General features: G+C 49.9%; 18 protein-coding genes and 1 riboswitch. Of the genes, 6 read left to right on the top strand and 12 right to left on the bottom strand.

Annotated features, from left to right (window positions below):
- The first annotated feature begins 151 nt into the window (after positions 1 to 151).
- The gene (locus tag ACN0UN_RS03500) at positions 152 to 463 is read left to right on the top strand and encodes a hypothetical protein (RefSeq protein ID WP_417658756.1); all 312 of its coding nucleotides are present in this window, start codon (positions 152 to 154) and stop codon (positions 461 to 463) included.
- On the opposite strand, the gene ACN0UN_RS03495 is transcribed toward ACN0UN_RS03500, so the two are convergent.
- Entirely contained in the window at positions 460 to 1,332 is an 873-nt protein-coding gene (locus ACN0UN_RS03495) for a LysR family transcriptional regulator (RefSeq protein WP_417658755.1), read from the bottom strand. The genes ACN0UN_RS03500 and ACN0UN_RS03495 overlap by 4 nt on opposite strands.
- Before the next feature lie 167 nt (positions 1,333 to 1,499).
- On the opposite strand from ACN0UN_RS03495, the gene ACN0UN_RS03490 reads away from it, so the two are divergent.
- From ACN0UN_RS03490 to ACN0UN_RS03480, 3 genes are read left to right on the top strand one after another with little or no spacing between them, the layout of a single operon-like run.
- Positions 1,500 to 2,579: an efflux RND transporter periplasmic adaptor subunit gene (locus ACN0UN_RS03490; protein ID WP_417658754.1), complete on the top strand. Its 1,080-nt coding sequence runs from the start codon at positions 1,500 to 1,502 to the stop codon at positions 2,577 to 2,579.
- Positions 2,579 to 5,665, top strand: coding sequence for an efflux RND transporter permease subunit (locus ACN0UN_RS03485; protein WP_417658865.1), 3,087 nt, complete (start codon positions 2,579 to 2,581; stop codon positions 5,663 to 5,665). Before ACN0UN_RS03490 ends, ACN0UN_RS03485 begins: the two co-directional genes overlap by 1 nt.
- Positions 5,662 to 6,399: a 3',5'-cyclic-nucleotide phosphodiesterase gene (locus ACN0UN_RS03480; RefSeq protein WP_417658753.1), complete on the top strand. Its 738-nt coding sequence runs from the start codon at positions 5,662 to 5,664 to the stop codon at positions 6,397 to 6,399. The genes ACN0UN_RS03485 and ACN0UN_RS03480 overlap by 4 nt, the downstream gene beginning before the upstream one ends.
- A gap of 14 nt (positions 6,400 to 6,413) precedes the next feature.
- Here the strand turns inward: ACN0UN_RS03480 and ACN0UN_RS03475 are convergent, their stop codons facing one another.
- The 11 genes from ACN0UN_RS03475 to ampD form a co-directional block, all read right to left on the bottom strand.
- Complete coding sequence (locus ACN0UN_RS03475) at positions 6,414 to 9,536, bottom strand: efflux RND transporter permease subunit (protein ID WP_417658752.1); 3,123 nt, start codon at positions 9,534 to 9,536, stop codon at positions 6,414 to 6,416.
- Positions 9,517 to 10,725: an efflux RND transporter periplasmic adaptor subunit gene (locus tag ACN0UN_RS03470; RefSeq protein WP_417658751.1), complete on the bottom strand. Its 1,209-nt coding sequence runs from the start codon at positions 10,723 to 10,725 to the stop codon at positions 9,517 to 9,519. Before ACN0UN_RS03470 ends, ACN0UN_RS03475 begins: the two co-directional genes overlap by 20 nt.
- A gap of 75 nt (positions 10,726 to 10,800) precedes the next feature.
- Positions 10,801 to 11,169, bottom strand: coding sequence for a hypothetical protein (locus ACN0UN_RS03465; protein WP_417658750.1), 369 nt, complete (start codon positions 11,167 to 11,169; stop codon positions 10,801 to 10,803).
- Positions 11,170 to 11,200: 31 nt separating this feature from the next.
- Positions 11,201 to 13,264: a M13 family metallopeptidase gene (locus ACN0UN_RS03460; RefSeq protein ID WP_417658749.1), complete on the bottom strand. Its 2,064-nt coding sequence runs from the start codon at positions 13,262 to 13,264 to the stop codon at positions 11,201 to 11,203.
- A 16-nt stretch (positions 13,265 to 13,280) separates the two neighbouring features.
- Positions 13,281 to 13,565, bottom strand: a complete 285-nt coding sequence (locus ACN0UN_RS03455; RefSeq protein WP_128352116.1) for an encapsulin-associated ferritin-like protein — start codon at positions 13,563 to 13,565, stop codon at positions 13,281 to 13,283.
- 152 nt (positions 13,566 to 13,717) lie between these two features.
- Positions 13,718 to 15,142 (bottom strand): dihydrolipoyl dehydrogenase, encoded by a 1,425-nt coding sequence (lpdA, locus tag ACN0UN_RS03450; RefSeq protein WP_128352119.1) that lies wholly within the window; start codon positions 15,140 to 15,142, stop codon positions 13,718 to 13,720.
- Positions 15,143 to 15,210: 68 nt separating this feature from the next.
- A complete protein-coding gene (gene aceF, locus ACN0UN_RS03445) occupies positions 15,211 to 16,941 on the bottom strand; it encodes a dihydrolipoyllysine-residue acetyltransferase (RefSeq protein ID WP_417658748.1) in 1,731 nt (576 codons plus the stop codon).
- A 21-nt stretch (positions 16,942 to 16,962) separates the two neighbouring features.
- Positions 16,963 to 19,635, bottom strand: coding sequence for a pyruvate dehydrogenase (acetyl-transferring), homodimeric type (gene aceE, locus ACN0UN_RS03440; RefSeq protein ID WP_417658747.1), 2,673 nt, complete (start codon positions 19,633 to 19,635; stop codon positions 16,963 to 16,965).
- Positions 19,636 to 19,645: 10 nt separating this feature from the next.
- Positions 19,646 to 20,401: a pyruvate dehydrogenase complex transcriptional repressor PdhR gene (pdhR, locus tag ACN0UN_RS03435; protein WP_417658746.1), complete on the bottom strand. Its 756-nt coding sequence runs from the start codon at positions 20,399 to 20,401 to the stop codon at positions 19,646 to 19,648.
- Between the two features lie 164 nt (positions 20,402 to 20,565).
- Positions 20,566 to 21,348 carry a regulatory signaling modulator protein AmpE gene (ampE, locus tag ACN0UN_RS03430; protein ID WP_417658745.1) on the bottom strand — a complete coding sequence of 261 codons (783 nt, stop codon included), beginning with the start codon at positions 21,346 to 21,348 and terminating at the stop codon, positions 20,566 to 20,568.
- 2 nt (positions 21,349 to 21,350) lie between these two features.
- A complete protein-coding gene (gene ampD / locus ACN0UN_RS03425) occupies positions 21,351 to 21,911 on the bottom strand; it encodes a 1,6-anhydro-N-acetylmuramyl-L-alanine amidase AmpD (protein ID WP_417658744.1) in 561 nt (186 codons plus the stop codon).
- A 244-nt stretch (positions 21,912 to 22,155) separates the two neighbouring features.
- Here ampD and ACN0UN_RS03420 point away from each other — a divergent pair, with 244 nt between their 5' ends.
- Both ACN0UN_RS03420 and ACN0UN_RS03415 read left to right on the top strand, forming a co-directional pair.
- Entirely contained in the window at positions 22,156 to 22,743 is a 588-nt protein-coding gene (locus ACN0UN_RS03420; RefSeq protein ID WP_417658743.1) for a sigma factor-like helix-turn-helix DNA-binding protein, read from the top strand.
- Between the two features lie 151 nt (positions 22,744 to 22,894).
- Positions 22,895 to 22,985, top strand: a riboswitch (cyclic di-GMP riboswitch).
- Positions 22,986 to 23,126: 141 nt separating this feature from the next.
- The gene (locus ACN0UN_RS03415; protein WP_417658742.1) at positions 23,127 to 23,585 is read left to right on the top strand and encodes a spore coat U domain-containing protein; all 459 of its coding nucleotides are present in this window, start codon (positions 23,127 to 23,129) and stop codon (positions 23,583 to 23,585) included.
- Position 23,586: the final 1 nt, after the last annotated feature.

Here is a 23,586-nt window from a genome sequence, read left to right as displayed (position 1 = left end):
GTTGTTCGTTATTTAGTGATTTTGTTTTTCGAATAACCAGTAACCAATAACGAGTAACTAGTAACTAGTAACGATTCCTTACATTTGTGCAATAAACTTTTCACACTTCTCGACTATCTTAATACATGACATCTCTGTGGGGGGATCGATCATGAAAACATTCACAATGAAAACCTTGTTGGTAGCGGTCGCTCTTGTAACTGCTGCGCCAGCATTAGCTGACACTGACGAGGCCAGCATGCAAGTTTACCGTTACGTCTATTCACCCGAGCGTGCAATTGGTAGCTGGGACCACGCTGTGGAGATTGCGCGCAACGATATTCGCAATGAAACGGCGAGTGACATTAAAAGTCGTTCCATGATGGACTTGTACGATACGGCAGCTCTGCTGCAAACCCAGTATGGTTACGCATTGTATGTGCCCGAACGCGTCAAACCCTTAGTTTGGAAAAAGATAGTTTAAAAATAGTCCCAGATAATTTGGGCGGCGGGGCCTGCAATGCGCTCTGCTGAGCGAACAAGATGCACTTCCAGGTGAACCTGATTGATGAAGTCCGGTATGTCGATGCGGATGAGTTCACCGCGCGCCAGCTCATCGCCAATAATGTCACCGGGTACAATACCCCAGCCCATACCGGCTACGAGTAATTCACGCTGGGCGATGGAGTCGTTAACACGTATCCGTTGTTGGCCGGGCATCCGAATCATTCGGTCCAAATTAATGCCGACGTCTTGGTTTTGCGGCATCAGCATGGGTATGTCGAGTAAGTCACGCCGCTGTGTGGGCAAGCCATACTTGGCCACAAGTGCTGGCGAAATGGTGACCAATAATTCAAATGGGCGAACTAACTTGGTTTCAAAATCGCCATGCTGCCGAAACACGGGTAACCAAGGCGTTAATGCTAAATCGGCTTCACCTTCTCGAATGGCCCGCAAGGAGCGCAGTTGTGCTTCGCCGTTTAGCAGGAGGTCAGTGGTTGGGTAACGGGTTTGCATGGCGCGCATGGCCTCAAACAAGCTGGCGGGTGCGCAGGTATGATCGTACGAAATACGTAGCACCGGCTCTGCACCATCGCGCAACTGTTGGGTTAAGGATTGCAAACGTTGTTGCTGCCGCAGTACCTCGCGTGCCTGTCGTAAAAATTGCTCACCATAAGCGGTTAATTTTAGCCGATAGCCTTCACGATCAAACAGCGGAAACCCCACCTCGTCTTCAAGCTTCTTAAGTGCCATACTGACCGCTGCTTGGGTTCGGTGTAAGTGTTCGGCAGCCCCCAGTAGCGTTCCTGTCTCACTCAATGCATTGAGCATTTGTAGTTGTTGAATCTTCATCGCAAGCGCACCGAATCTAATTAAATAAAACTGAACATGTATTCAAGATTAATTCAGTATTATTTTACATGCAACAGCGTAGAATCATTATTCGTTTTCTCGATCCAACGAATAACCAATAACGAATAACTAATATCGCTTTTGTTTTTCATCTCACTGGAGGTTTTATGCACATTCGTTTTTTCATCCTCGCCGCCCTTGCGGCTTTAGCGGGTTGCAGCGATGCACCGCAGGAGAAACAGCGCGCGGCAGTCATACAACCGGTGAAGTTGCATACCGTCAGTTTTGCTGATGGTCAGCGTGTACGCAGTTTCCCGGCGGTGGTTGAAGCTGCACAAGTGGCGCAACTGGCGTTTCGCGTAGGTGGTGAAATTCAAGAGTTTCCGGTTAAGGCCGGGCATGAGGTTACGCAAGGCCAATTGATTGCCAAACTCGACCCAACCGATTATCAATTGGTACTGGACCAAGCGCAGGCGCGCTTTGAGTTGGCACAGGCGCAATTTCGCCGCACAGAAAACCTGGTTGACCAAGGGGTGATATCGCCGCAGCAATTTGACGAAGTGAAGTCGAACCTTGAAGTTGCGCGGGCGAATGTTGAAACGGCCCGAGCCAACGTGCGCTATACCGAGTTACGCGCACCCTTTGCTGGAACCATTGCCCATGTGTTTGTTGAGCGCTATGAAACCGTGCAGCCACAGCGTCAAATCGCGACCTTGCAAATGAATAATGCAATTGATGTCAGTATTCGCGTACCTGAGGGGCTTTTTGCGCGGGTGCAACGCCAAACGAATTACCAGCCTGATGTCACCTTTGCGGCAGCACCAGAGCTACAGTTCAAGGCCAGTTTAAAAGAGTGGGATTCCACTGCCGATCCTGCTACCAACACCTACAAGGTGGTGTTTACCCTACCCGCGCCAGAAAATTTGAATGTGCTTCCGGGTATGTCGGCAATGGTGTCCGTTGACGCGAATGCTGTGTCACAGCAGGCTGAAGCCGCCATATTAGTGCCCACAGCAGCGTTGTTTTCGCCCACCTCAGATGCGCCTGACCAAGGGCATTTTGTTTGGGTTTTTAATCCTGAAACCGAGCGGGTTCAACAGCGCCAAATTACCGTTCGAGCGGTGACCAACCAAGGCGTTGAGGTTATCGACGGGTTAACGCCCGGCGAGCAAATCGTGATTGCCGGCGTGCATGCGTTGCGAAGCGAACAGCAGGTGCGTCCATGGGTTAAGGAGCGTGGCCTGTGATAAATATCGCTCGCTACAGTATAAAGCGCACCACCACCAGTTGGTTGGTGTTGCTGATTTTACTGCTTGGTGGTGTGGTGGCGCTGCAAAATATTGGCCGCTTAGAGGACCCTGAATTCACCTTAAAGCAAGCCATGGTGATTACCCAGTATCCCGGCGCCACGTCACAGCAAGTTGAAGAAGAAGTAACCTACCGGCTGGAAAATGCCATTCAAGAATTGAGCTACGTTGACCATATTACGTCGGTGTCACAGCCTGGCTTAAGTCAAATCATGATTGAGATGCACAGCACGCTGCGCAAGCATCAAATGCCGCAGGTGTGGGATGAGCTGCGCCGCAAGGTCAACGACACCCGCAAACATTTGCCGCCAGGCAGCGGCGAGCCAATGGTGAAAGACGACTTTGCTGATGTATATGGCATGACGTTCGCAATTACTGGCGAGGGCTATAGCTATCAGGATATTGCCGACTATACCGATTACCTGCGCCGCGAGTTGGTGTTGGTTAAAGGGGTTGGCAAAGTACAAGTTTCCGGCAAACAAAACGAACACGTGATCGTTGAAGTTTCACGTGAAAAACTTGCTAACTTTGGCGTGCCGCCTCAACAAATCGTTAATTTGCTGCAAACCCAAAACACGGTCAGCGATGCTGGCCGCGTGCAAGTAGGTAGCGAACGCATTCGTCTGCAAACCAGCGGCGAGTTTAAAAGCGTTAATGAACTATCCAACTTAATGATCAGCAACCCGGGTGCCGACGCGCGTATCTTGTTGCGCGATGTTGCGACGGTAACGCGTGAATACCAAGACATTCCGACGCATTTAGTACGTTACAACGGTGAAGATTCCCTGTGGTTAGCGCTGTCATTTGCTGAAGACGTGAACGTGGTCGATGTGGGTGAGCGCGTCATGCAACGTCTGGACGAGCTGCGTTATGCGCAACCGGTTGGCATGCAGGTTCAAAAAATTTATGACCAGCCTTCGGAAGTGGATAATTCGGTCAATAATTTCCTGATTAACCTCGCTGAAGCCATCGTCATTGTGGTGATAGCGTTACTGTTAACCATGGGCTTACGCTCGGGCGTACTCATTGGCAGTGTGTTGCTCATCACCGTGCTTGGCAGCTTTATCTTCATGTACCTGATGGACATTCAGCTGCAACGGGTTTCTTTAGGCGCCCTGATTATTGCGCTGGGCATGCTGGTTGATAACGCCATTGTGATTGCCGAAGGCATGCTGGTTGGTGTTCGGCGCGGCCTGTCACGGGTTCAAGCCGCGATTGACGTGGTGCAACAGAATATTTGGCCCTTACTGGGCGCAACCGCCGTTGCCATTATTGCCTTTGCGCCAATAGGCCTGTCACGAGATGCCAGCGGCGAGTATGCCAATTCACTGTTCTGGGTGCTGTTTATTTCGTTGTTACTCAGTTGGTTCACCGCTATTACGCTGACACCGTTTTTAGGAAACATCTTATTCCGCAAAGATGCGCGCGCGCGAACAGCCCGTGAGCAGCCGGAAGACGACGACCACGTTTATAACCACTGGGTGTTTCGGGGTTATCGCATCATGCTGCACTGGTTTTTACGCTGGCGTAAAACAACTGTTGCGGTGATGCTGTTGCTGCTGGTTGTTGCTGGTTACGGGTTTACCACCATTAAGCAGTCGTTCTTTCCACCCAGCACCACGCCCATGGCGTTTGTTGATTTGTGGTACCCGCAAGGCACCGACATACGTGCAACAGCGCAGCAAGTGAAACAACTGGAACATTACTTGGCCACACAAGGCGTGGACGCGGAAAACCAAAACAATGGCTTAAAATTTGTCGCATCAACCATTGGTCAGGGTGCGCCGCGATTTACGCTGACCTACCAAGTGGAAAAGTCTTATGAAAGTTACGCGCAGCTTATTTTACGGGCGGAAAACACGGATCAGCTGCAGGCTATTTTATTGGACTTTGAAGCTTACCTGAAGGTTGAGCAACCTGACGTTGAATACAAAATGAAGCCACTGGAAATGGGCCCTACGCAAACGGCGAAAATCGAAGCCCGTTTTAGCGGCTCTGACCCCGTGGTGCTGCGCCAATTGGCCGACCAAGCGCGGGCGATTATGGCCAAAGATGACGGCGTGCATAACTTGCGTGATAACTGGCGCCAGCGCACCAAAGTGCTGCAACCTGAATTCAATGAAGCCGCAGCACGCCGGTTGGGCATCACCAAATCGGATGTTGACGATGTACTCAAACGTAACTTTACTGGGCAGACGGTTGGCGTTTATCGTGACGGCACTGACTTGTTGCCGATTGTGGTGCGCGCCCCGGCTGGTGAACGTACTGACTTGAACAACTGGCAAGAGCTGCAAGTTTACAGCTCAGCCTTGCACCAGCATATTCCGCTTGGTCAAGTGGTGCGTGACATGACCTTGTTGGCCGAAGACAACCTTATACTGCGCCGCGACCGCAAACGCACCATTACCGTTATGGCCGACCACGATATTTTTGGCGACGAAACCCCAGCTATGGTGTTGTCGCGCGTTCGCCCAGCCATTGAAGCGATTGAGCTGCCGGTTGGTTATGAGCTAAGTTGGGGCGGCGAATTTGAGGCCTCAAAAAAGGCCACAGGCGCAGTATTCCAAGCCTTGCCGCTCGCCTTTTTAGTGATGTTTATTATTACCGTATTGTTGTTTAGCTCCATTCGTCAGGCCAGCGTGCTCTGGACCACCGTACCGCTGAGTGTTATTGGTGTTACCTTGGGGCTATGGGTAACCAATCAACCGTTTGGTTTCATGGCCTTGCTTGGTTTCTTAAGTTTGTCAGGCATGCTCATTAAAAACGGTGTGGTGTTGCTGGAGCAAGTGCGCGTTGAGTTACATACGGGCAAAGAGGCGCTTAGTGCGCTTGTTGATGCCTCGATTAGTCGCGTACGGCCAGTGACAATGACCGCAGCCACCACCATCGTCGGAATGATCCCATTGTTATTTGATGACTTCTTTGTCAGCATGGCGGTGGTTATTATGTTTGGTCTGGGCTTCGCTACCCTGTTAACACTGGTGGTGGTGCCGGTTATGTATGCATTAGTGATGCGAGTTAAATGAACATAAATGTATTAGGCGCCAGCGGCGGCTTAGCTGGGCTTAGCGGCAGTACCTGCCTGCAAATCAGCGACACCATATTGATTGATGCCGGAACCGGTATCAGTCAATTGAACCTGGCACAAATGCAGCAGGTACGGCATATATTTTTAAGCCACAGCCATAGCGATCATATCTGTTGCCTGCCCATGCTGCTGGCTAATTTATTTAACGCGCTTGACCCTTCGCAGTCGGTGACCTTGTACGGTTCAAAAGACACGTTCGCTGCGCTTAAGGCACACGTATTTAACTGGGTGATTTGGCCCGATATGACGGTGATGCCGTCGGCAGAAAAGCCACTTGTGCGCCTGCAAGAAATTACAGCGGGCGAATCCGTTACCATTGAGGGCGTAGAAATTAAGGCCTTTGCCACCTACCACACCGTGCCCACGTTTGGGTATGCGGTGCGCAAAGCTGGCCAGCTGACGGCCTTTGTTGCGGATACGGGGTATGCCAAACGTGTCGTGAACGCACTTAACGCATTGGGCCCGCTTGACGCTATTATTCTTGAATGTTCGTTTCCCAACGAACTCGAAGCTGTTGCCTTGCAGTCGTGCCACTTAACGCCACAACTTTGCGAAAAGCTGCTCGGCGGTTTAACCGAGCAGCCCAAACGCATTTGGATTAATCATCTGAAGCCCGATTTGGCCGAACGCATTCAGCCGCAGCTCGCCCCTGACTGGCAGCTACTGCTATAACTCGGGCTACTCATTTAAGCTGCCTTCACTTTGCGTTGCCAATACAGCCAATAAACCGCCGGTAACACAAACAAACTTAATAGCGGCGCAGCGACCATGCCACCAATCATCGGTGCGGCAATGCGCTGCATCACTTCACTACCGGTGCCCTCAGTGAGCATAATCGGCAGTAGGCCGGCGATAATGGTTATTACCGTCATTGCTTTCGGTCGCACCCGCTGCACCGCACCCTCCATAATGGCATCATGCAAGCTGGTGCGGGTACGCTCGGTACGGTCGTGCCACGCATTGTTCAAGTACAACAACATCACCACGCCAAATTCGGCGGCAACACCTGCCAGCGCTATCATGCCCACCACCACAGCGATGGACAGGTTAAACCCAAGCAACCAGATAAACCATAAGCTACCCGCCAATGCGAGCGGCAGTGTCGCCATGATCAGCACCGCCTGTTTGAACGAGCGGAAGGTGAAATACAACAGAATCAGGATGACCGCTAAGGTTACCGGCACCACCTCTTGCAACTTGGCTTTTACACGTTGCATGGACTCGTATTGCCCTGACCAGCTCACACTGTAACGCGGTGGAAGTTGGTACGCATTCACGATAGGTTGGGCGGCGGCCAATACATCCCCGACGGGTACGTCTGCCGCGACATCTACGAATACCCAGCCGGTAGGTCGTGCGTTTTCGCTACGAATCATTGCAGGCCCCATGGTTACACGAATATCAGCAACCTGTTCAAGCGTGACCCACGCGCCGTCCTTGCTTACCAATGGCATGGTTTTCAAGCGTTCAACGTGGTCACGCTCGGCACGCGGATAGCGCAACGTGATGGGGTAGCGTTCTGTACCTTCAACGGTTTCTGCAATGGTCGCGCCGCCGATGCCAAATTGTATGGCGGTTTGAATATCGGCTTGGGTGAGGCCATAGCGTGCCGCTTTATCGAGTTGCGGCCGTATTTCGATATAGCGGCCACTTGCCGGACGTTCAGCAAAAACCGAACTCACGCCGGACACATTCTGCAGTACCTGTTCAAGTTCAGCGCCAATACGTTGTATTTCTTTCAGATCAGGCCCTGCAATCTTCAACCCTAACGGTGTTTTCAGCCCGGTGGAGAGCATGTCGATACGGGTTTTAATTGGCTGCACCCACGCATTGGTGATACCAGGCACCTGCACCGTTGCATCCAGTTCCGCGATAATATCGTTAATGGTGATGCCTTCACGCCACTGGTCTTCAGGTTTTAACTGAATGGTGGTTTCCAGCATGGTTAAAGGTGCCGGGTCTGTTGCCGTTTCGGCACGGCCGGATTTACCAAATACCGTATCAACCTCGGGCACTTGTTTGATCAGCCGGTCAGTTTGCTGCAATAACTTGCCGACCGCCGCAGGGCTCACACCCGGCATAGTGGTTGGCATGTAGAGCAAATCGCCTTCTTGCATGGCAGGCATGAACTCGCTGCCCAGCTTACTCAGCGGGTAGTAAGCACTAACTGCTGCTATAACAGCTAACACCAAGGTGAATTTTGGCCAGTTGAGCACCACATTCAATAGTGGCCGGTACACAGCAACCAACAGACGCGTAAGTGGATTACGGTGTTCGCTAATGATTTTCCCGCGCACAAAATAGCCCATCAATACCGGCACCAAGGTAATCGACAGCAACGCTGCCGCGGCCATGGCAAAGGTTTTGGTGTACGCCAACGGGGCAAACAAACGCCCTTCTTGTTGCTCTAATGCGAAAACCGGAATAAAGCTCAGCGTAATAATCAGCAGCGATAGAAATAATGCAGGCCCCACTTCACCGGTGGCTTTTGCAATCACTTGCCAATGCTCAGCCCCCTGCGGCGGTGCGCCATGTTGTTCACGGTAGCGCTCCAAGTGTTTGTGGGCATTTTCTACCATCACAATGGCCGCATCAACCAAAGCACCAATGGCAATGGCGATACCGCCTAAGCTCATTATGTTGGCATTAATTCCCAACCAGCGCATCACGATAAAACTCATTAACACCGCCAAAGGCAAGGTGATAATTGCCACCAGCGCGGAACGAATATGCAGCAAAAACAAAATGGTAACCAATGCCACAAACGCCATTTCTTCAACCAGCTTGGTGGTTAGGTTATCAACGGCGCGGTGGATAAGTTGCGAACGGTCATACACCGGCGTTATTTCAACGCCTTCAGGTAACCCTTGCTGCAGCGTTTTAAGTTTGTCGCGCACGCGCTCAATTGTGGCTAAGGCATTTTCGCCATGGCGCATGACAACAATGCCGCCCACCACTTCGCCTTCACCATTAAACTCCGCGATACCGCGGCGACTTACTGGTCCGCGTCGCACGGTAGCTACGTCGTCTAAAGTAATCGCGGTGCCGGTTGCACTGCGCACATTCAATGGTAATTTACGTAAGTCTTCAAGTGACTGCAGGTAACCTGTACCGCGTACCATGTATTCGGCTTCAGCCATTTCAATAATGCCGCCACCCACTTCGGCGTTAGCCGTTTGAATTGCGTCACGTATGGCGCCCAAGGTTAAACCGTAGGTTTGCAAACGTTCAGGTTCAATAACCACTTGATAGGCCTGCACCATACCGCCGACGGTCGCAATTTCTGACACACCACTTACGCTTTGCAGCTCTTGTTTTAAGAACCAATTTTGCAAGCTGGTGAGTTGCCCCAAGTCATGCTGCCCGGTGCTGTCAGTTAATACATACTGAAATACCCAACCCACACCACTCGCGTCAGGCCCAAGTTCAGGCGTAACGCCTTGGGGTAAGCGCTCTTGTGCTTGGCTCAAATATTCCAATACACGGCTGCGGGCCCAATAGATATCGGTACCGTCTTCAAACAGAATATACAGATAGGAGTCGCCAAAGAATGAATAGCCACGCACTTCAGCGGCTCCTGGCACCGCCAACATGACATTGGCGAGCGGCCAGGTAACCTGCTCTTCCACCAGTTGCGGTGCCTGCCCTGGATAACTGGTTTTTACAATCACCTGTACATCGGAAAGATCAGGAATGGCATCAAGTGGCGTGCTGGTCATGGCGCGCCAGCCAAACCAAGCCGCTAATACGGCCGCAATAATAACCAGTATGCGGTTACGCAGTGAGGCATTAATGATTTGCGTGAGCATCAGTGGCCTCCTGCGATTGTGGGTTCTGCATACGGCTGTTCAGTAGCGTCGCTTCTGAATCAAGCAGGAATTGGCCCGCCACAACAACGTGCTCTCCGGCTTCTAAACCGTGCAGAATTTCTGCTTGGTCACCAACCACCAGGCCAACATGTACGTCGCGCTGAACAAAGCTATTGTCGTCGGTTTTTACCATCACTCGGTTGTTGGTGCCGGTAATCATTAAGCTGCTTAGCGGCACAGTTAACGCGTCGCGTTTCGGCCCACCGTAGAGTTCTACTTCGGCTTGCATGCCAACCAGTAAGTTAGTACCCACTTTGCTGTTTGGCATTTTAATTCTTACCCGCTGGGTACGCGCCTGGGTATCAAGTGCCGGATAAATGTAGTCGATGGTTGTTTCGTGTTTGTTCAGCCCCGCTTGTGGCAAGGTGACATCAACCGGCGCACCCACACTAAGCCAATCACTATAGCGCTCAGGTACATCGGCAATGAGCCAATAGCTGTCATCGCCGGTTACGGTCATGACTGCCAGGCCAGGCTCGATGTACATGCCTTCCGCCACATTCAGTTCTGTTACCACACCACTGTGTGGGGCGAATACAGGCACGCGGTAGATAATCTCTTTGGACTTTTCCAATTGGGCAATTAATGGTTTGGCAAACCCAAGCAGTTCTAAACGCAGTTTAGCGTCACGTAATAGCCGTGGATTTGCCGATGCGCTGCTTAACGCCTGCAAAAAGTCTTGTTGCGCTACGACCAGCTCACGGCTGTAAATGTCGTAAACCGGATCGCCTTGCTGCACACGTTGACCTTCACTGCGCACGTGCAAGCGTTCAATCCAGCCCGAGGCACGCGTATTCAAATTGTAGCGTGCGTCGTCATTCCATTGCACGCTGGCGATGGTGGGGTAGTAGCGCCATAGAGTGGTGACTTCGGCCGTGGTGGTACGGATACCAAGGTTCTGCTGCATTTGCGCGCTGACTTTAACATCGCTCTCTTGCACACGCTGACGCGGCTCTAGATCCATGCCACAAATTGGGCAGGTACCTGGCTCATCACTGACGATGTGACTGTGCATAGGGCACACATATTCGATGCTGGCTTCGTGTTCATGTTTTAGCTCAAATTCTTGCGCGCTAAGCGCAGGAATAGCCACGATCACGCACAGCATAAGTACAACAATAGAACGCATGTAATTCATAAGATTTCTGCCAATTAGTTATCACAACACACGAACCAACATGGTTCGCAGAACGAAACGTGTTAACTAAGCAGACATAGGGGGGCGCAGCGATGTTTCGCTACGGGTTAGCAGCACTGCATTCACGGCAGGCCACAGAGTAACCGGATGGTATAAGGCGTCGACAGCAAAGCGAGCAACTAATGCTCCCGCTGACGAGCTGCAATGGTGCTGACAATCGCTACAGCTATTGTCACAACTCTGGTGCATGGTGGTTGCTTCAACCGCTGGCTGTTCACAACAGTCATGTTGCTGTTGGTCATCCGAAGTTGCCGTGTCCATCATGGCATGATGAGACATCATTGAGGCTGACAATGGCGCAGCAGCTTGCGCTGACCCCGAAAATGGGGCCAGCAGCAAACTTGCAATAATCATCAGCTTCAACAATGTGTTCATGGTTTTGATTATAAACCTATCTCTGGTGCAATTACCAGATAGTTACACGCTGTTCCGGTGGCAAGTACAAGTCATCACCTGGTTTCACGTCAAATGCTTCGTAAAACGCTGGGATGTTGACCACAGTGCCGTTTACGCGATAATCAGCTGGCGAATGCGGGTCACTTAATACTTGGTTACGAACATATTCGTCACGCGCTTTGGTTTTCCACACTTGTGCCCAACCCAAGAACACGCGCTGCTCGCCAGTGTAACCGTCCATCACTGGTGACTCTTCGCCGTTTAACGACGTTTGATAGGCGCGATACGCAATGGTTAAACCAGCTAAATCACCGATGTTCTCACCTAAGGTTAATTTGCCGTTGATGAACGTATCTGGAATAACTTCGTAGCTATCGTACTGAGCTGCAAGCATTGAACCACGCGCATCAAATGCTTCGCGATCTGAGTCTGTCCACCAGCTGCTTAGGTTACCGTCGCCGTCATATTTAGAACCTTGGTCATCAAAACCATGGCCTAATTCATGACCAATTACTGCACCGATACCACCGTAGTTCACAGCGTCTTCCGCATTCATGTCGAAAAATGGCGGTTGCAAGATGCCTGCCGGGAATACAATTTCGTTGCGTACTGGGCTGTAGTAAGCGTTTACAGTTTGCGGCGTCATGCCCCAGTCTTCTTCTTTAACTGGCTGACCAATTTTGCTGATGTTTTCTTGATAATCAAACGCGTATGAGCGCTTGTAGTTACCAACCAAATCATCTGCAGAAACAACGAGGCCTGAATAATCACGCCATTCGCTTGGGTAACCAATGTACGGCGTAAACTTGCTCAGTTTTTCCAGCGCTTTCTGCTTGGTTTCCTCAGTCATCCACTCCAGATCTTTGATTGAATCACCGTAGGCAACAATCAAGTTATCAACCAACTCTTCCATGCGAGCTTTTGCCGCTGGTGGAAAATACTCAGCAACGTAAAGTTGACCCAAAACTTCACCTAACGCGTTATCGGTTGCATCAACACCGCGCTTCCAACGTGGCTCTTGTTCTGGTGTGCCACGCAATACTTGACCATAAAAGTCAAAGCGACGGTCGTTAATTTCTTCGGTTAGCGCTGACGCGAAACGATCAACAGTTTTCAACGTCATGTAGTGTTTCCACGTATCCACGCTGACTTCGTCAAACATTTCACCGAAACTTTCAAAGTAGCTTGGCTGACGCACAATAATGTCGCTTGCTACATTGGCGCCTGTGGTTTCAGCCCACGTTGCAAAGTCAAATGCATCAAACATTGTCGCTAATTCTGCCAACGACTTTTTGTTGTAGGTTTTGTCTGCGTTGCGGCTTTCTACTCGGCTCCACTGCGCTTCGGCAAGTTTGGTTTCTAATTCGAGTATCGCAGCAGCAGCTTCTTCAGCCTGCTCATAATCAACCAGCGCAAGTACATCGGCGATATAGGCTTGGTATTGCTTGCGAATTTCTACGAATTTTTCGTCGTCTTTCAGATAGTAGTCGCGATCAGGCAGACCTAAACCAGATTGCGACATATACATCGCATTGATTTCTGGGTCTTTGGCATCTGGATACACGTAAAAACCGAACGGAGAACTTACGCCAAGCTTGGTTAATTCAGCCATGCGTGCTGCCGCTTCGGCGTGATTTCTTACTTGGGCGGTTGCTTGTAGATCAGCAGCTATCGGCGTGTAGCCCAAGCTGTTCAGCTTTTCGACGTCCATATAGCTATTGAAAAAGTCACCTATTTTTTGCGCATTGCCGCCTTCTTCGGCAGCTTTTGCCGAGGCTTCTTCAATAATTTTGCGCAAGCGTTCCTGGTTTTCTTCACGCAGCTCTAAGAATGAACCGATACGTGACTTATCTGCTGGCATTTCAGCATTGTCATACCATGTACCATTCACATAGTGGAACAAGTCGTCTTGTGGACGTACGTCGGTATTGAATGCTTCAAGGTTCAAGCCTGACGTTAATTGCTTCTGCGGCTGTTCTTGTTGGGTTTGTTGTTGTTCAGATTGCTGTGGTGAGCATGCAGCTACACCCAATGCTAATGCTACGCTTAGCGCAATAGTACTGACTTTGTTCATAATATCCCCGTTTATTTTAGTGACCTATTACTTCTTCGGTAAATAGGTATTCTTTAAGCTCTTCATCAAAAACTTTGTCACGGCGCCGAATCCATTCCAGGGTCATGGCAGCGTGCTCTTTTTCTTCGTCACGATTGTGAATAAGAATTTTTCTTAACTCGTCATCCTTACACACATCGATACGTTGGTTATACCAATCGACTGCTTCCAATTCTTCCATTAGTGACACAATTGCTCGATGCATATCGCGGGTTTCTTCCGACAATAACTCGAACGGTTCGTGATACCCTTCGTTGGCCATAAATGCCTCCGTCGTTATTCACAGTGGATTTTCGGTTAACCTTTCTACCATAAGCCAAGCTACCAAGATGCACAATAGAAAAGCCCGCAGATGCATCGCATCTGCGGGCTTTTTTGTCGCAAAATGTTAACCAAGTGCCAAATCGGCAGTCGTTACTTTTTCGCTTTCTTATTCGGTAGGTCAGTAATTGAGCCTTCGAATACTTCAGCGGCAAGGCCAACTGATTCATGCAAGGTTGGGTGCGCATGAATAGTTAATGCGATGTCTTCTGCATCACAGCCCATTTCGATGGCCAAGCAGATTTCGCCCAATAGCTCACCAGCGTTAGAGCCAACAATTGCGCCACCAATGATGCGGTTGTTCTTATCAAACAACAATTTGGTGAAACCATCTGTTGCGCCTTGTGCAATAGCGCGGCCAGAAGCTGACCATGGGAATACTGCTGCTTCGTACTCAACACCTTGTTCTTTCGCTTCTTTCTCAGTTAAGCCTGCCCATGCAACTTCAGGGTCGGTATAAGCAATTGAAGGAATAACTTTCGGATCAAAGAAGTGTTTCTTGCCCGCAATAACTTCGGCTGCAACGTGGCCTTCGTGTACAGCTTTGTGTGCAAGCATTGGCTGACCCACTAAGTCACCGATTGCGAAGATGTTCTTCACGTTGGTGCGAAGCTGGTTGTCTACTTCAATAAAGCCACGGTCAGTTACTTTCACGCCCGCGTTTTCAGCACCTACTTTGTCACCGTTTGGTGCACGACCAACAGCAACCAATACTGCGTCATACTTCACTGGTTTCTCAGGCGCTTTGTCGCCTTCAAACGTCACGTGAATGCCGTCTTTCTTGGCTTCAACTTTCGCCGCTTTGGTGTTCAGCATAATGTTGTCGAATTTCTTAGAAATTGACTTGGTGAACGACTTGATGATGTCTTTGTCTGCTGGCGGAATCAGTTGCTCGGTCATTTCAACCACGTCAACTTTCGCGCCCAATGCGCTGTACACACAGCCCATTTCTAAACCAATGATACCGCCGCCTAAAATCAGCATGCGGCCTGGTACGAATGGCAGTTCCAGTGCATCGGTAGAGTCCCAGATGCGCTCGTCGTCATGCGGTACAAATGGCAATTTAATTGACTGTGAGCCAGCTGCGATAATCGCGTGCTCGAAGTTGATGACCGTTTCGTTACCGTCTGCGTCTTTAACTTTCAGTTGCTTGTCGCTAGCAAATTCGCCCACGCCATTAACAACTTTCACTTTGCGCATTTTCGACATTTGGCCTAAGCCACCCGTCAATTGACCAATAACTTTTTCTTTGTGCGTACGGATTTTATCGAGGTCGATTTTTGGCTTACCGAATTCAACGCCTTCTGCACCCATGTGCTTCGCATCTTCAATGTGCTTAGCAATGTGCAACAAGGCTTTCGAAGGGATACAGCCGACGTTCAAGCAAACACCACCTAAGGTGCTATAGCGCTCAACCATTACGGTTTCTAAACCTAAGTCTGCAGCACGGAATGCTGCTGAGTAACCACCTGGGCCGCCACCAAGAACGACTACTTGTGCCTTCACTTCTTTGCTCATAACAACCTCATCTGAATCCGGTAAAAACGTGGGGCTGATTATAACAGCCCCTGCACAATTTGTTTAATTTATAGAACCAATTTACGAATATCCGACAGCACGGCGCTCAAGTACACGCTGAAACGCGCGGCTACGGCGCCATCAATTACACGGTGATCATAGCTCAGGCTAAGTGGTAACATCAGGCGTGGATCAAAATCTTTGCCATTCCACTTCGGTTTCATTTCGCTTTTCGACACGCCTAAGATGGCAACATCTGGCGCATTCACAATTGGCGTGAACGCTGTTCCACCGATACCGCCAAGGCTTGAGATTGAGAAGCAACCGCCTTGCATGTCTTGTGCTTTAAGCTTGCCGTCACGTGCTTTCGCACTAACTTCGAGTAGCTCGTCAGACAGTTCATAAATGCCTTTTTTATCGACATCACGGATAACCGGCACAACCAGACCATTTGGCGTGTCCACCGCGATACCGATGTGCACGTACTTTTTCATAATCAAGTGTTCGCCATCCGGCGCCAATGACGCGTTAAAGACAGGGTACTCGCGCAATGCCTTGGCAACAGCTTTCATGATGAAAACCAACGGGGTGATTTTCACGCCGTCTTTCTTCTTCGCCTGCAGTTCGTTTTCTTGCTTGCGGAATGCTTCCAGCTCGGTGATATCAGCTTCATCAAACTGCGTCACGTGCGGGATGGTTACCCAGTTGCGATGCAGATTTGGGCCTGAAATTTTCTGAATGCGCGTTAGTGGCACTTCTTCAATTTCACCAAACTTGCTGAAATCAACTTTCGGTGGCGCAATGACTTGCAGACCGCCTTCACCTTGTGCAACACCGCTTGATGCGTTCGCTTTCGGGCGTGACAGTTCGTATTTCACGAATTCTTGCACGTCTTCTTTAAGGATACGTTCTTTGCGGCCCGAGCCTTTGACTTTGTTCAAGTCAACGCCAAACTCGTTCGCCAAACGGCGTACTGCAGGTGACGCATAAGCTAGGCCTTCGGCTTTCGATTTTTTGTCCAGCGGGTGATCGGGCACCGGTGGTTTGCGATCGGTTTTTTCAGAGTCGCTGTCAGCGGCTTTGCCGCTGTGAGATTGGGGGTCAGACACCGCTTCCGCGGTATCAGACCCCGATTTGGCTGAGGTTTCGAGTTTTATGACGAGCGAGCCTTGTTTCACTTTGTCACCGACTTTTACTTCTACAGACTTAACCACACCCGCTTCCGGGCTTGGCACGTCCATGGTTGCTTTGTCGGTTTCAAGCGTGATGAGGCCGTCTTCTGCGTTAATTTCATCGCCTTCTTTGACGAGCACTTCGATAACATCAACTTCACCGTCTTCACCAATGTCCGGCACGTTAACTTCAATCACTTTCTTCGCTGCCGGTTCAGAGCTGCTCTCGTCACTTCCGCTATCGGGGTCTGGCTTGGCGTCAGCCGTGCCTGACCCCTCACTTACTTTTTCAGCATCACTGTCAGCGCCTTCGCCGCTGGGAGATTGGGTATCAGAACCCGCTTGCGCGGTGTCAGACACCGGTTCGTCTGCTGAGTCAGCATCGCCTGCTGCCGCTTCGAACATTGCCAACAGGTCGCCTTCTTTGATTTTGTCGCCGACTTTAACCTTCAGTTCAGCCACAACACCGGCAAACGGTGCTGGGATGTCCATCGATGCTTTGTCGCTTTCAACTGTGATCAGTGAGTCTTCGGCTTCCAGGCTATCGCCTTTGCTCACCAAAATTTCTATGACTTCAACTTCATCACCGCCCACATCGGGGGCTTTTACTTCTTTTAAATCTGCCATGCTTGCCTCCGCTCCCGTTGCTTACGCGTACAGTGGGTTGATTTTATTGGTATCGATGCCGTATTCCTTGATCGCTTTTTCAGCGACCTTGGCATCAATATCGCCCGCCTTCGCCAGCTCAGTTAGAGCAGCAACAACAATGTACTGTGGATTCACTTCAAAATGACGGCGTAAGTTTTCACGGCTGTCTGAACGACCGAAACCGTCCGTACCCAATACACGATAAGGTGTTGGCATCCATGCACGGATTTGATCCGCGTATTGCTTCATGTAATCCGTTGCCGCAATGGTTGGGCCTTTGGCTTTTTCAAACACTTTGGTTACATAAGCGGTTTTCTGCTTCTTACCTGGGTGCAGCATGTTATGGCGTTCAACGTCATAACCGTCACGGGCCAATTCATTAAACGACGTCGCGCTGTAAACTTTTGCGGTAATGCTAAAGTCATCTGCCAACAACTTCGCAGCAGCACGTACCTGCTCCAAAATTGTGCCAGAGCCAACCAGCTGTACTTCGCCTTTCGCTTTACCCGAGGCTTTTACTGTTTCGAACTCATAAATACCTTTAACAATGCCTTCTTCAACGCCTTCTGGCATTTCCGGCTGTTTGTAGTTCTCGTTCATAACAGTCAGGTAATAGAACACATTCTCTTGTTCACCATACATACGGCGTAAACCGTCTTGCACGATAACTGCCACTTCGTAGCCATAGGTTGGGTCGTACGTAATACAGTTCGGCACGGTGTTGAACAGGATGTGGCTACTGCCGTCTTGGTGTTGTAAACCTTCACCATTGAGCGTGGTTCGCCCTGCAGTACCGCCGACTAAGAAGCCGCGTGCTTGGCTATCACCGGCAGCCCACACCAAGTCACCCACACGTTGGAAACCAAACATGGAGTAGTAGATGTAGAACGGAATCATCGGCTCGTTGTTGGTAGAGTAGCTGGTGGCTGCTGCAACCCATGACGCCATAGCGCCGAGCTCATTGATACCTTCTTGCAGTACTTGGCCCTTGGTATCTTCGCGGTAGTAGGCAACTTGATCCGCGTCTTGTGGTTCGTACTTCTGGCCTTGGCTGGAATAAATACCCACTTGACGGAACAAGCCTTCCATACCAAAGGTACGGGCCTCGTCTGGAATGATTGGCACAATGCGTTGGCCAATCTTCTTGTCTTTCAACAGCGCAGTAAGAACACGTACAAACGCCATGGTGCTGGAGATTTCACGATCGCCTGAACCTTTGGTTACAGCTTCAAATGCTTTTAATGAAGGAATCTCTAGTTCAACGTCGGTTTTCGGTAGACGTTTCGGCATGAAGCCGCCAAGCGCTTCACGGCGCTCGCGCATGTACTTCATTTCTTCGCTGTCGTCTGGGAACTTGTACAATGGAATGTCTTCAAGTTCGCTGTCTTTAATAGGAATATTAAAGCGGTCACGGAAGTGTTTAATTGCCTCCATGTCCATCTTCTTCACTTGGTGCGCAATGTTTTTACCTTCACCCGCTGTGCCCATGCCATAACCCTTAACGGTTTTAGCAAGGATGACCTGTGGGCGGCCTTTGGTGTTCACGGCTTTATGATATGCCGCGTAAACTTTCATTGGGTCATGGCCACCGCGGTTTAAGCGCCAGATGTCTTCGTCGGTCAGGTTTGAAACCATCGCTTTGGTTTCTTCGGTTTTGCCGAAGAAATGCTCACGGGTATAGGCACCGCCCTTCGCTTTGTAGTTCTGGTATTCGCCGTCGACGCTGTTTTGCATAATTTCAGCAAGCTTGCCTTCGGTATCACGGTACAACAATGGATCCCAGTAGCGCCCCCAAATTACCTTGATAACTTCCCAGCCTGCGCCACGGAATGTACCTTCCAGCTCTTGAATGATTTTGCCGTTACCACGTACCGGACCGTCTAAACGCTGCAAGTTACAGTTTACAATAAAGGTTAAGTTGTCTAAGCCTTCGCGCGTTGCCAAGCCAATAGCACCTAAGCTTTCTGGCTCGTCCACTTCGCCGTCGCCCAAGAAGCAATAAACGCGCTGGTTTGAACAGTCTTTAATGCCGCGATCAGTTAAGTACTTCAGGTAACGTGCCTGATAAATTGCCTGAATGGGACCAAGGCCCATAGATACAGTTGGGAACTGCCAAAAATCAGGCATTAAATGTGGGTGCGGATACGATGGCACGCCTTTGCCGTCTACTTCTTGACGGAAGTTATTCAACTGCTCTTCACTAATACGGCCTTCAAGGTATGCGCGCGCATAAATGCCCGGCGAAACGTGCCCTTGAACATACAGGTAGTCGCCACCGTCTTGATCAGTCGGAGCGCGGAAGAAATGATTAAAACCAACATCGTACAGCATGGCTGAAGAAGCAAAACTTGAAATGTGGCCACCTAATTCGAGGTCTTTTTTCGAACCACGCAGAACCATCGCCAATGCGTTCCAACGAATTGCAGCACGCACCCGCGCTTCAATTGAGCGGTCACCCGGCATGGTTGGCTCTTGACTAGCAGGAATGGTGTTCAGGTAAGCTGTCGTTGCGTTATACGGCAGATACGCACCGCTTCGGCGAGCCTTTTCAATGAGTGATTCGAGTAAGAAATGGCCGCGCTCGGCGCCGTCTTCTTCCAACACGACCTCGAGGGCTTCAAGCCACTCGCGCGTTTCTTGCGGGTCGATGTCGTCTTTTAAATGGTCAGTCATACTTCTGTCCTTACCCTTGCTGAGTTCGGCGTAGCGACCGCTGAATTCGTGACTGTTCACGATTCGAGGTGAGCAACGCATGTTCAATATAGGCTAGCAACTGATGGCAGGTTTCTCGAGCCTGCTCCGGTTCGCCAGCGGTAATGGCAGCCACAACTTGCTGCCGATGTTCGTGTAATTGCTGCATAACGCCCGGCTTGTGCGCTAGGTCCTGCAGGTTTTGAAGAATATTTTTCTGCAACAGTGGCAACATACTGCGCACCAAGTGCAACAGGATCACATTGTGCGAGGCTTCGGTAATACGCAAATTAAACTCGGTCAGCGCCTGCGCTTGTGCGGCGAGCTCCGCACCTGGGTCTAATTGCAGTGCGGTGAACGCTGATTTTATCGCCTCAATGTCGGCGCTGGTGCCACGCAACGCAGCGTAATATGACGAGATGCCCTCTAAGGCATGACGAAACTCGAGTAAATCAAATTGGGATTCTGGATGCTGCGCTAACAAGTTTAGTAACGGCTCTGCAACACGCTCTTGCATGTTATCGCAAACATAAGTGCCGCCACCTTGACGTCGCTCAACTAAACCACGTGCTTCAAGTTTCTGAATGGCTTCACGCAAACTCGGACGGGACACTGAAAACTGTGCGGCAAGATCGCGCTCAGACGGCAACCGCGCCCCGGCTTCGAGCGTGCCGTCAACAATCATGGCTTCAATGCGTTCCATGATCACATCTGAGAGTTTAGTCTGCTGAATGCGTTTGAATGTCATGAAAACCCGTTACTGGTTAGTCGTTATTGGTTATTCGTTATTCGTCGGTGGGTTTTTCGAGCAACCAATAACCAACAGCCAATAACGCTTTTGCTTTTATCTTTGGTAATACCAATAGACCAACATTGTAGATCAGGGTTTCGTAAAAACCAAACAGATTCCGACTAAACCCAACCGCCAATGGTTAATAATGCAACAAAAACGACGTATAACAAGAAGTTACGTTTAACCAGCGCCGTAGTGGTCGGAGCAGTGAGGTCATCAGCGAGTTCGCCTACCTTGGTCAACGCGATAAAGTTGTTTTGCGGTTTGTTGCCAATGGAGCTTAACCACACCGGCAGCGCTTTAGAGAAGTTACCGACCAGAAGAAAGCCCAACGTCATCAGGCGGGTTGGTAACCAGTTGATAATTTGATGCACGGTTTGCCAGCGCCGGCTTTTATTGTGACGCATGTCACGCAGCGTGGCGTAGACCAATGCACCGGTAACGCCCAACAACACGAAGTAGATCATCACTGCAAAATAGTGCCGCAGATGAATCCATAGCAATAGATGTTCAACCGGGGCGGGTTCTTTAAGCCCTGAGGCCTGTTGCAATAATTTCAGTTGGCGTGCTTGTTCCGCGCCGTCTTCTTCAGATTCGGCCTGTAAGTAACGCTTGTAAGCTGCACGCGCGGCGGGTGCCTGAATGGCGGCCAGTAAGCCGGCTGCACTTACCAGGAAGGTCAACAACACATTGTTGAGGAGCGCCAGCACAAAACCGATAAACAGCGCTGGAATAATTGCCCAGAGCACTTGGCCTAAATCGTGCTGACGCCAAGCCTCCAGTTGTGTGCCGCGCACCTGCCAATGTTGCCAACGTAAAATGATTCGCCGCCAATGCAAATTACGGGTAATTTCTAGCGTTCGTTCTAACGAATATGCAAGCAATATTACCAACAAATACATGCTTATACCTTCTTACTGAGCAATTGGTGGAACCGCTGCCAGTCAAATGCTGGGCCTGGGTCGGTTTTGCGCACTGGCGCAATATGTTCGTGCCCTACTATACGATGCCGCGTTAAGCCCGGGTAGTGTTCGATGAGTTGTCGGGCCACTTCAGCGAGGCGCTGGTACTGTTCATTAGTGTAGGGCTGGTGGTCGGTTCCCTCAAGCTCTATTCCAATTGTGAAGTCGTTACAGCGGCGGCGGCCGCAGTAATGCGAGCGCCCAGCATGCCATGCACGACGATGAAACGGCACATATTGAATCAATTCACCGTCGCGTCGAATGAAGCAATGCGCGGAAACACGCAGCCCCTCAAGCACAGCGAAATCTGGATGCGCGCTGGTATCCAATGTTCCCATAAACAAGTCGTCGATATACGGCCCACCGAATTCGCCGGCTGGCAGACTAATGCCATGCACCACCAACACGCTGATGTCGTTCGCGTCGGGGCGTTCGTCAGCGTGGGGTGATTCGCGATGTTGGGCCTGTGATAACCAGCCATCATTAATGTTAGGTGTTGTCATGTGTGTGACTTCATGTGCCTCGTTGTGCCTCGTTAACTAACCAAAGCTAACCAATGCGGTGCTAAGCAACAGCTACCACCATAGTTTTATCTTCAGTAATTTTATAGGCTTTTTATAAATCAGATGTAAGTTCAAAGCAAAATAACGTACCGACTCGAATAATCTAAATGTAATTAAATTTGATTACTTTTATTTATGTAACTATATTCAATTACTAATATATCAGTCGAGGGGAGTATCCGCTATGACGTCCAAACGCGCCGTGTTGACCGGTGAAGTCGTCGATTTACCAAATAATACGCCCCAAAGCAGTCGGCACTTAAGTGCGCACATTGAATTGGGACTGCGGTTACTCCATGACTATGTTCCGTTTTCCTATGATGTGTTTCGCGGCAAACACTTTGTTATCGAAACGGCGCAAGCACGTCATGCGCTTGATATTGCCATGCTGCTGCGGTTATTTCTTAAATCGAAACAACAACAGGATGATTGGGATGTACGAATTGGGGTTGGGTTAACCGAAGACTTATCGAACCAGGCACTGGCGTCTTTAAAGAAAGACCGGCTTATGGTTCTAACCGGAAGCCCCGGCACAGATGATCGGTTCAGATTAACAACTAAGTTTGCTGATACGTTGCTGTCGCAGTTAACGTCGACCCAAGCTCAGGTGCTCAGCTATTACCTGAGATTTATGCCGATAACCCATCAGGATTTAGCGGATAAACTGAATAAGTCGCGTGTCAATGTCACGCAGATACTTAATAGCACACATTACAAACTATTTGAGCTTTATTTAAAGGAAGCTCAAACTCTTCTAGGAGCCTCAAAATAATACCTTTTTGCAAATCTGGCTTGCCGGAAAAGGATCACTTTGGAACGCGTCTTTACCGAATATTTTCATTGTAAATTTGATCTATATCAAACTTCATACGACAATGCCCATACAAGCAACTGCAATATTGGTTCTTGATTTAGCAACGTTGAGTTGATAAAGGCAAACCCACCGAAAGGTGGCGACGCAAAGTTACCTGTCTAAAGGCTAACAAATTAGCCCATGATCGAGGAACCGCCACACATCGTTTTATACTGCGAAACACCTCGGTGTTTCTTAGCTTGCTGTGGTTTTTAGTGGCAGTTTTCATCCTCTTACTGTCCCCTCTCAATGTTGTTCTTTTTAAACGTATTTATACGTTCACAGATTTGTGGAGAGAACACATGAAAAAGATTTTACTCACGACTATCATTACTTCAGCCTTAATGGCATCGGCTCATGCTGCAACCGAAACTTCAACCTTTGAAGTTACTGCTGAAGTTGCTGCAAGCTGCCAAATCACGACCAATCCGTTGGCATTCGGTGCATTTGACCCGTCGGTAGGCACCACAGGTTCAGCGGCACTTGATGTTGCCTGCACTTCTGGCTCTACCGGCACAGTCACGTTAGCTTCAGCAAATACTTGGAGCATGATCGACGGAGCCAACACTCTTGCGTATGGATTATACACAGACTCAGCGCATACAACTGTGTGGGATAGCGCGACAATTGGCCAATCGGTAACGGGCGCTGGTTTATCAACCCCAACCAACTTTACTGTTTACGGGAAAATTGATGCTCAGCCGAGCGCTGCGGTTTCCGCTGCGTACGCCGACACTGTTACTGTAACTGTAACTTACTAAG

The organism is Pseudidiomarina sp. (assembly GCF_048267825.1).
In the GTDB taxonomy this organism is placed as follows: Bacteria; Pseudomonadota; Gammaproteobacteria; order Enterobacterales; family Alteromonadaceae; genus Pseudidiomarina.
The sequence above is the reverse complement of the archived record's forward strand: the minus strand, read 5'-3'. Positions and strand labels throughout refer to the sequence as shown.

Bases quoted from the DNA above. Each gene is read 5' to 3' on its own strand.
- ACN0UN_RS03500 (WP_417658756.1), top strand. From the start codon at position 152: ATGAAAACATTCACAATGAAAACCTTGTTGGTAGCGGTCGCTCTTGTA.
- ACN0UN_RS03495 (WP_417658755.1), bottom strand. From the start codon at position 1,332: ATGAAGATTCAACAACTACAAATGCTCAATGCATTGAGTGAGACAGGA.
- ACN0UN_RS03490 (WP_417658754.1), top strand. From the start codon at position 1,500: ATGCACATTCGTTTTTTCATCCTCGCCGCCCTTGCGGCTTTAGCGGGT.
- ACN0UN_RS03480 (WP_417658753.1), top strand. From the start codon at position 5,662: ATGAACATAAATGTATTAGGCGCCAGCGGCGGCTTAGCTGGGCTTAGC.
- ACN0UN_RS03475 (WP_417658752.1), bottom strand. From the start codon at position 9,536: ATGCTCACGCAAATCATTAATGCCTCACTGCGTAACCGCATACTGGTT.
- ACN0UN_RS03470 (WP_417658751.1), bottom strand. From the start codon at position 10,725: ATGCGTTCTATTGTTGTACTTATGCTGTGCGTGATCGTGGCTATTCCT.
- ACN0UN_RS03465 (WP_417658750.1), bottom strand. From the start codon at position 11,169: ATGAACACATTGTTGAAGCTGATGATTATTGCAAGTTTGCTGCTGGCC.
- ACN0UN_RS03460 (WP_417658749.1), bottom strand. From the start codon at position 13,264: ATGAACAAAGTCAGTACTATTGCGCTAAGCGTAGCATTAGCATTGGGT.
- ACN0UN_RS03455 (WP_128352116.1), bottom strand. From the start codon at position 13,565: ATGGCCAACGAAGGGTATCACGAACCGTTCGAGTTATTGTCGGAAGAA.
- lpdA (WP_128352119.1), bottom strand. From the start codon at position 15,142: ATGAGCAAAGAAGTGAAGGCACAAGTAGTCGTTCTTGGTGGCGGCCCA.
- aceF (WP_417658748.1), bottom strand. From the start codon at position 16,941: ATGGCAGATTTAAAAGAAGTAAAAGCCCCCGATGTGGGCGGTGATGAA.
- aceE (WP_417658747.1), bottom strand. From the start codon at position 19,635: ATGACTGACCATTTAAAAGACGACATCGACCCGCAAGAAACGCGCGAG.
- pdhR (WP_417658746.1), bottom strand. From the start codon at position 20,401: ATGACATTCAAACGCATTCAGCAGACTAAACTCTCAGATGTGATCATG.
- ampE (WP_417658745.1), bottom strand. From the start codon at position 21,348: ATGTATTTGTTGGTAATATTGCTTGCATATTCGTTAGAACGAACGCTA.
- ampD (WP_417658744.1), bottom strand. From the start codon at position 21,911: ATGACAACACCTAACATTAATGATGGCTGGTTATCACAGGCCCAACAT.
- ACN0UN_RS03420 (WP_417658743.1), top strand. From the start codon at position 22,156: ATGACGTCCAAACGCGCCGTGTTGACCGGTGAAGTCGTCGATTTACCA.
- ACN0UN_RS03415 (WP_417658742.1), top strand. From the start codon at position 23,127: ATGAAAAAGATTTTACTCACGACTATCATTACTTCAGCCTTAATGGCA.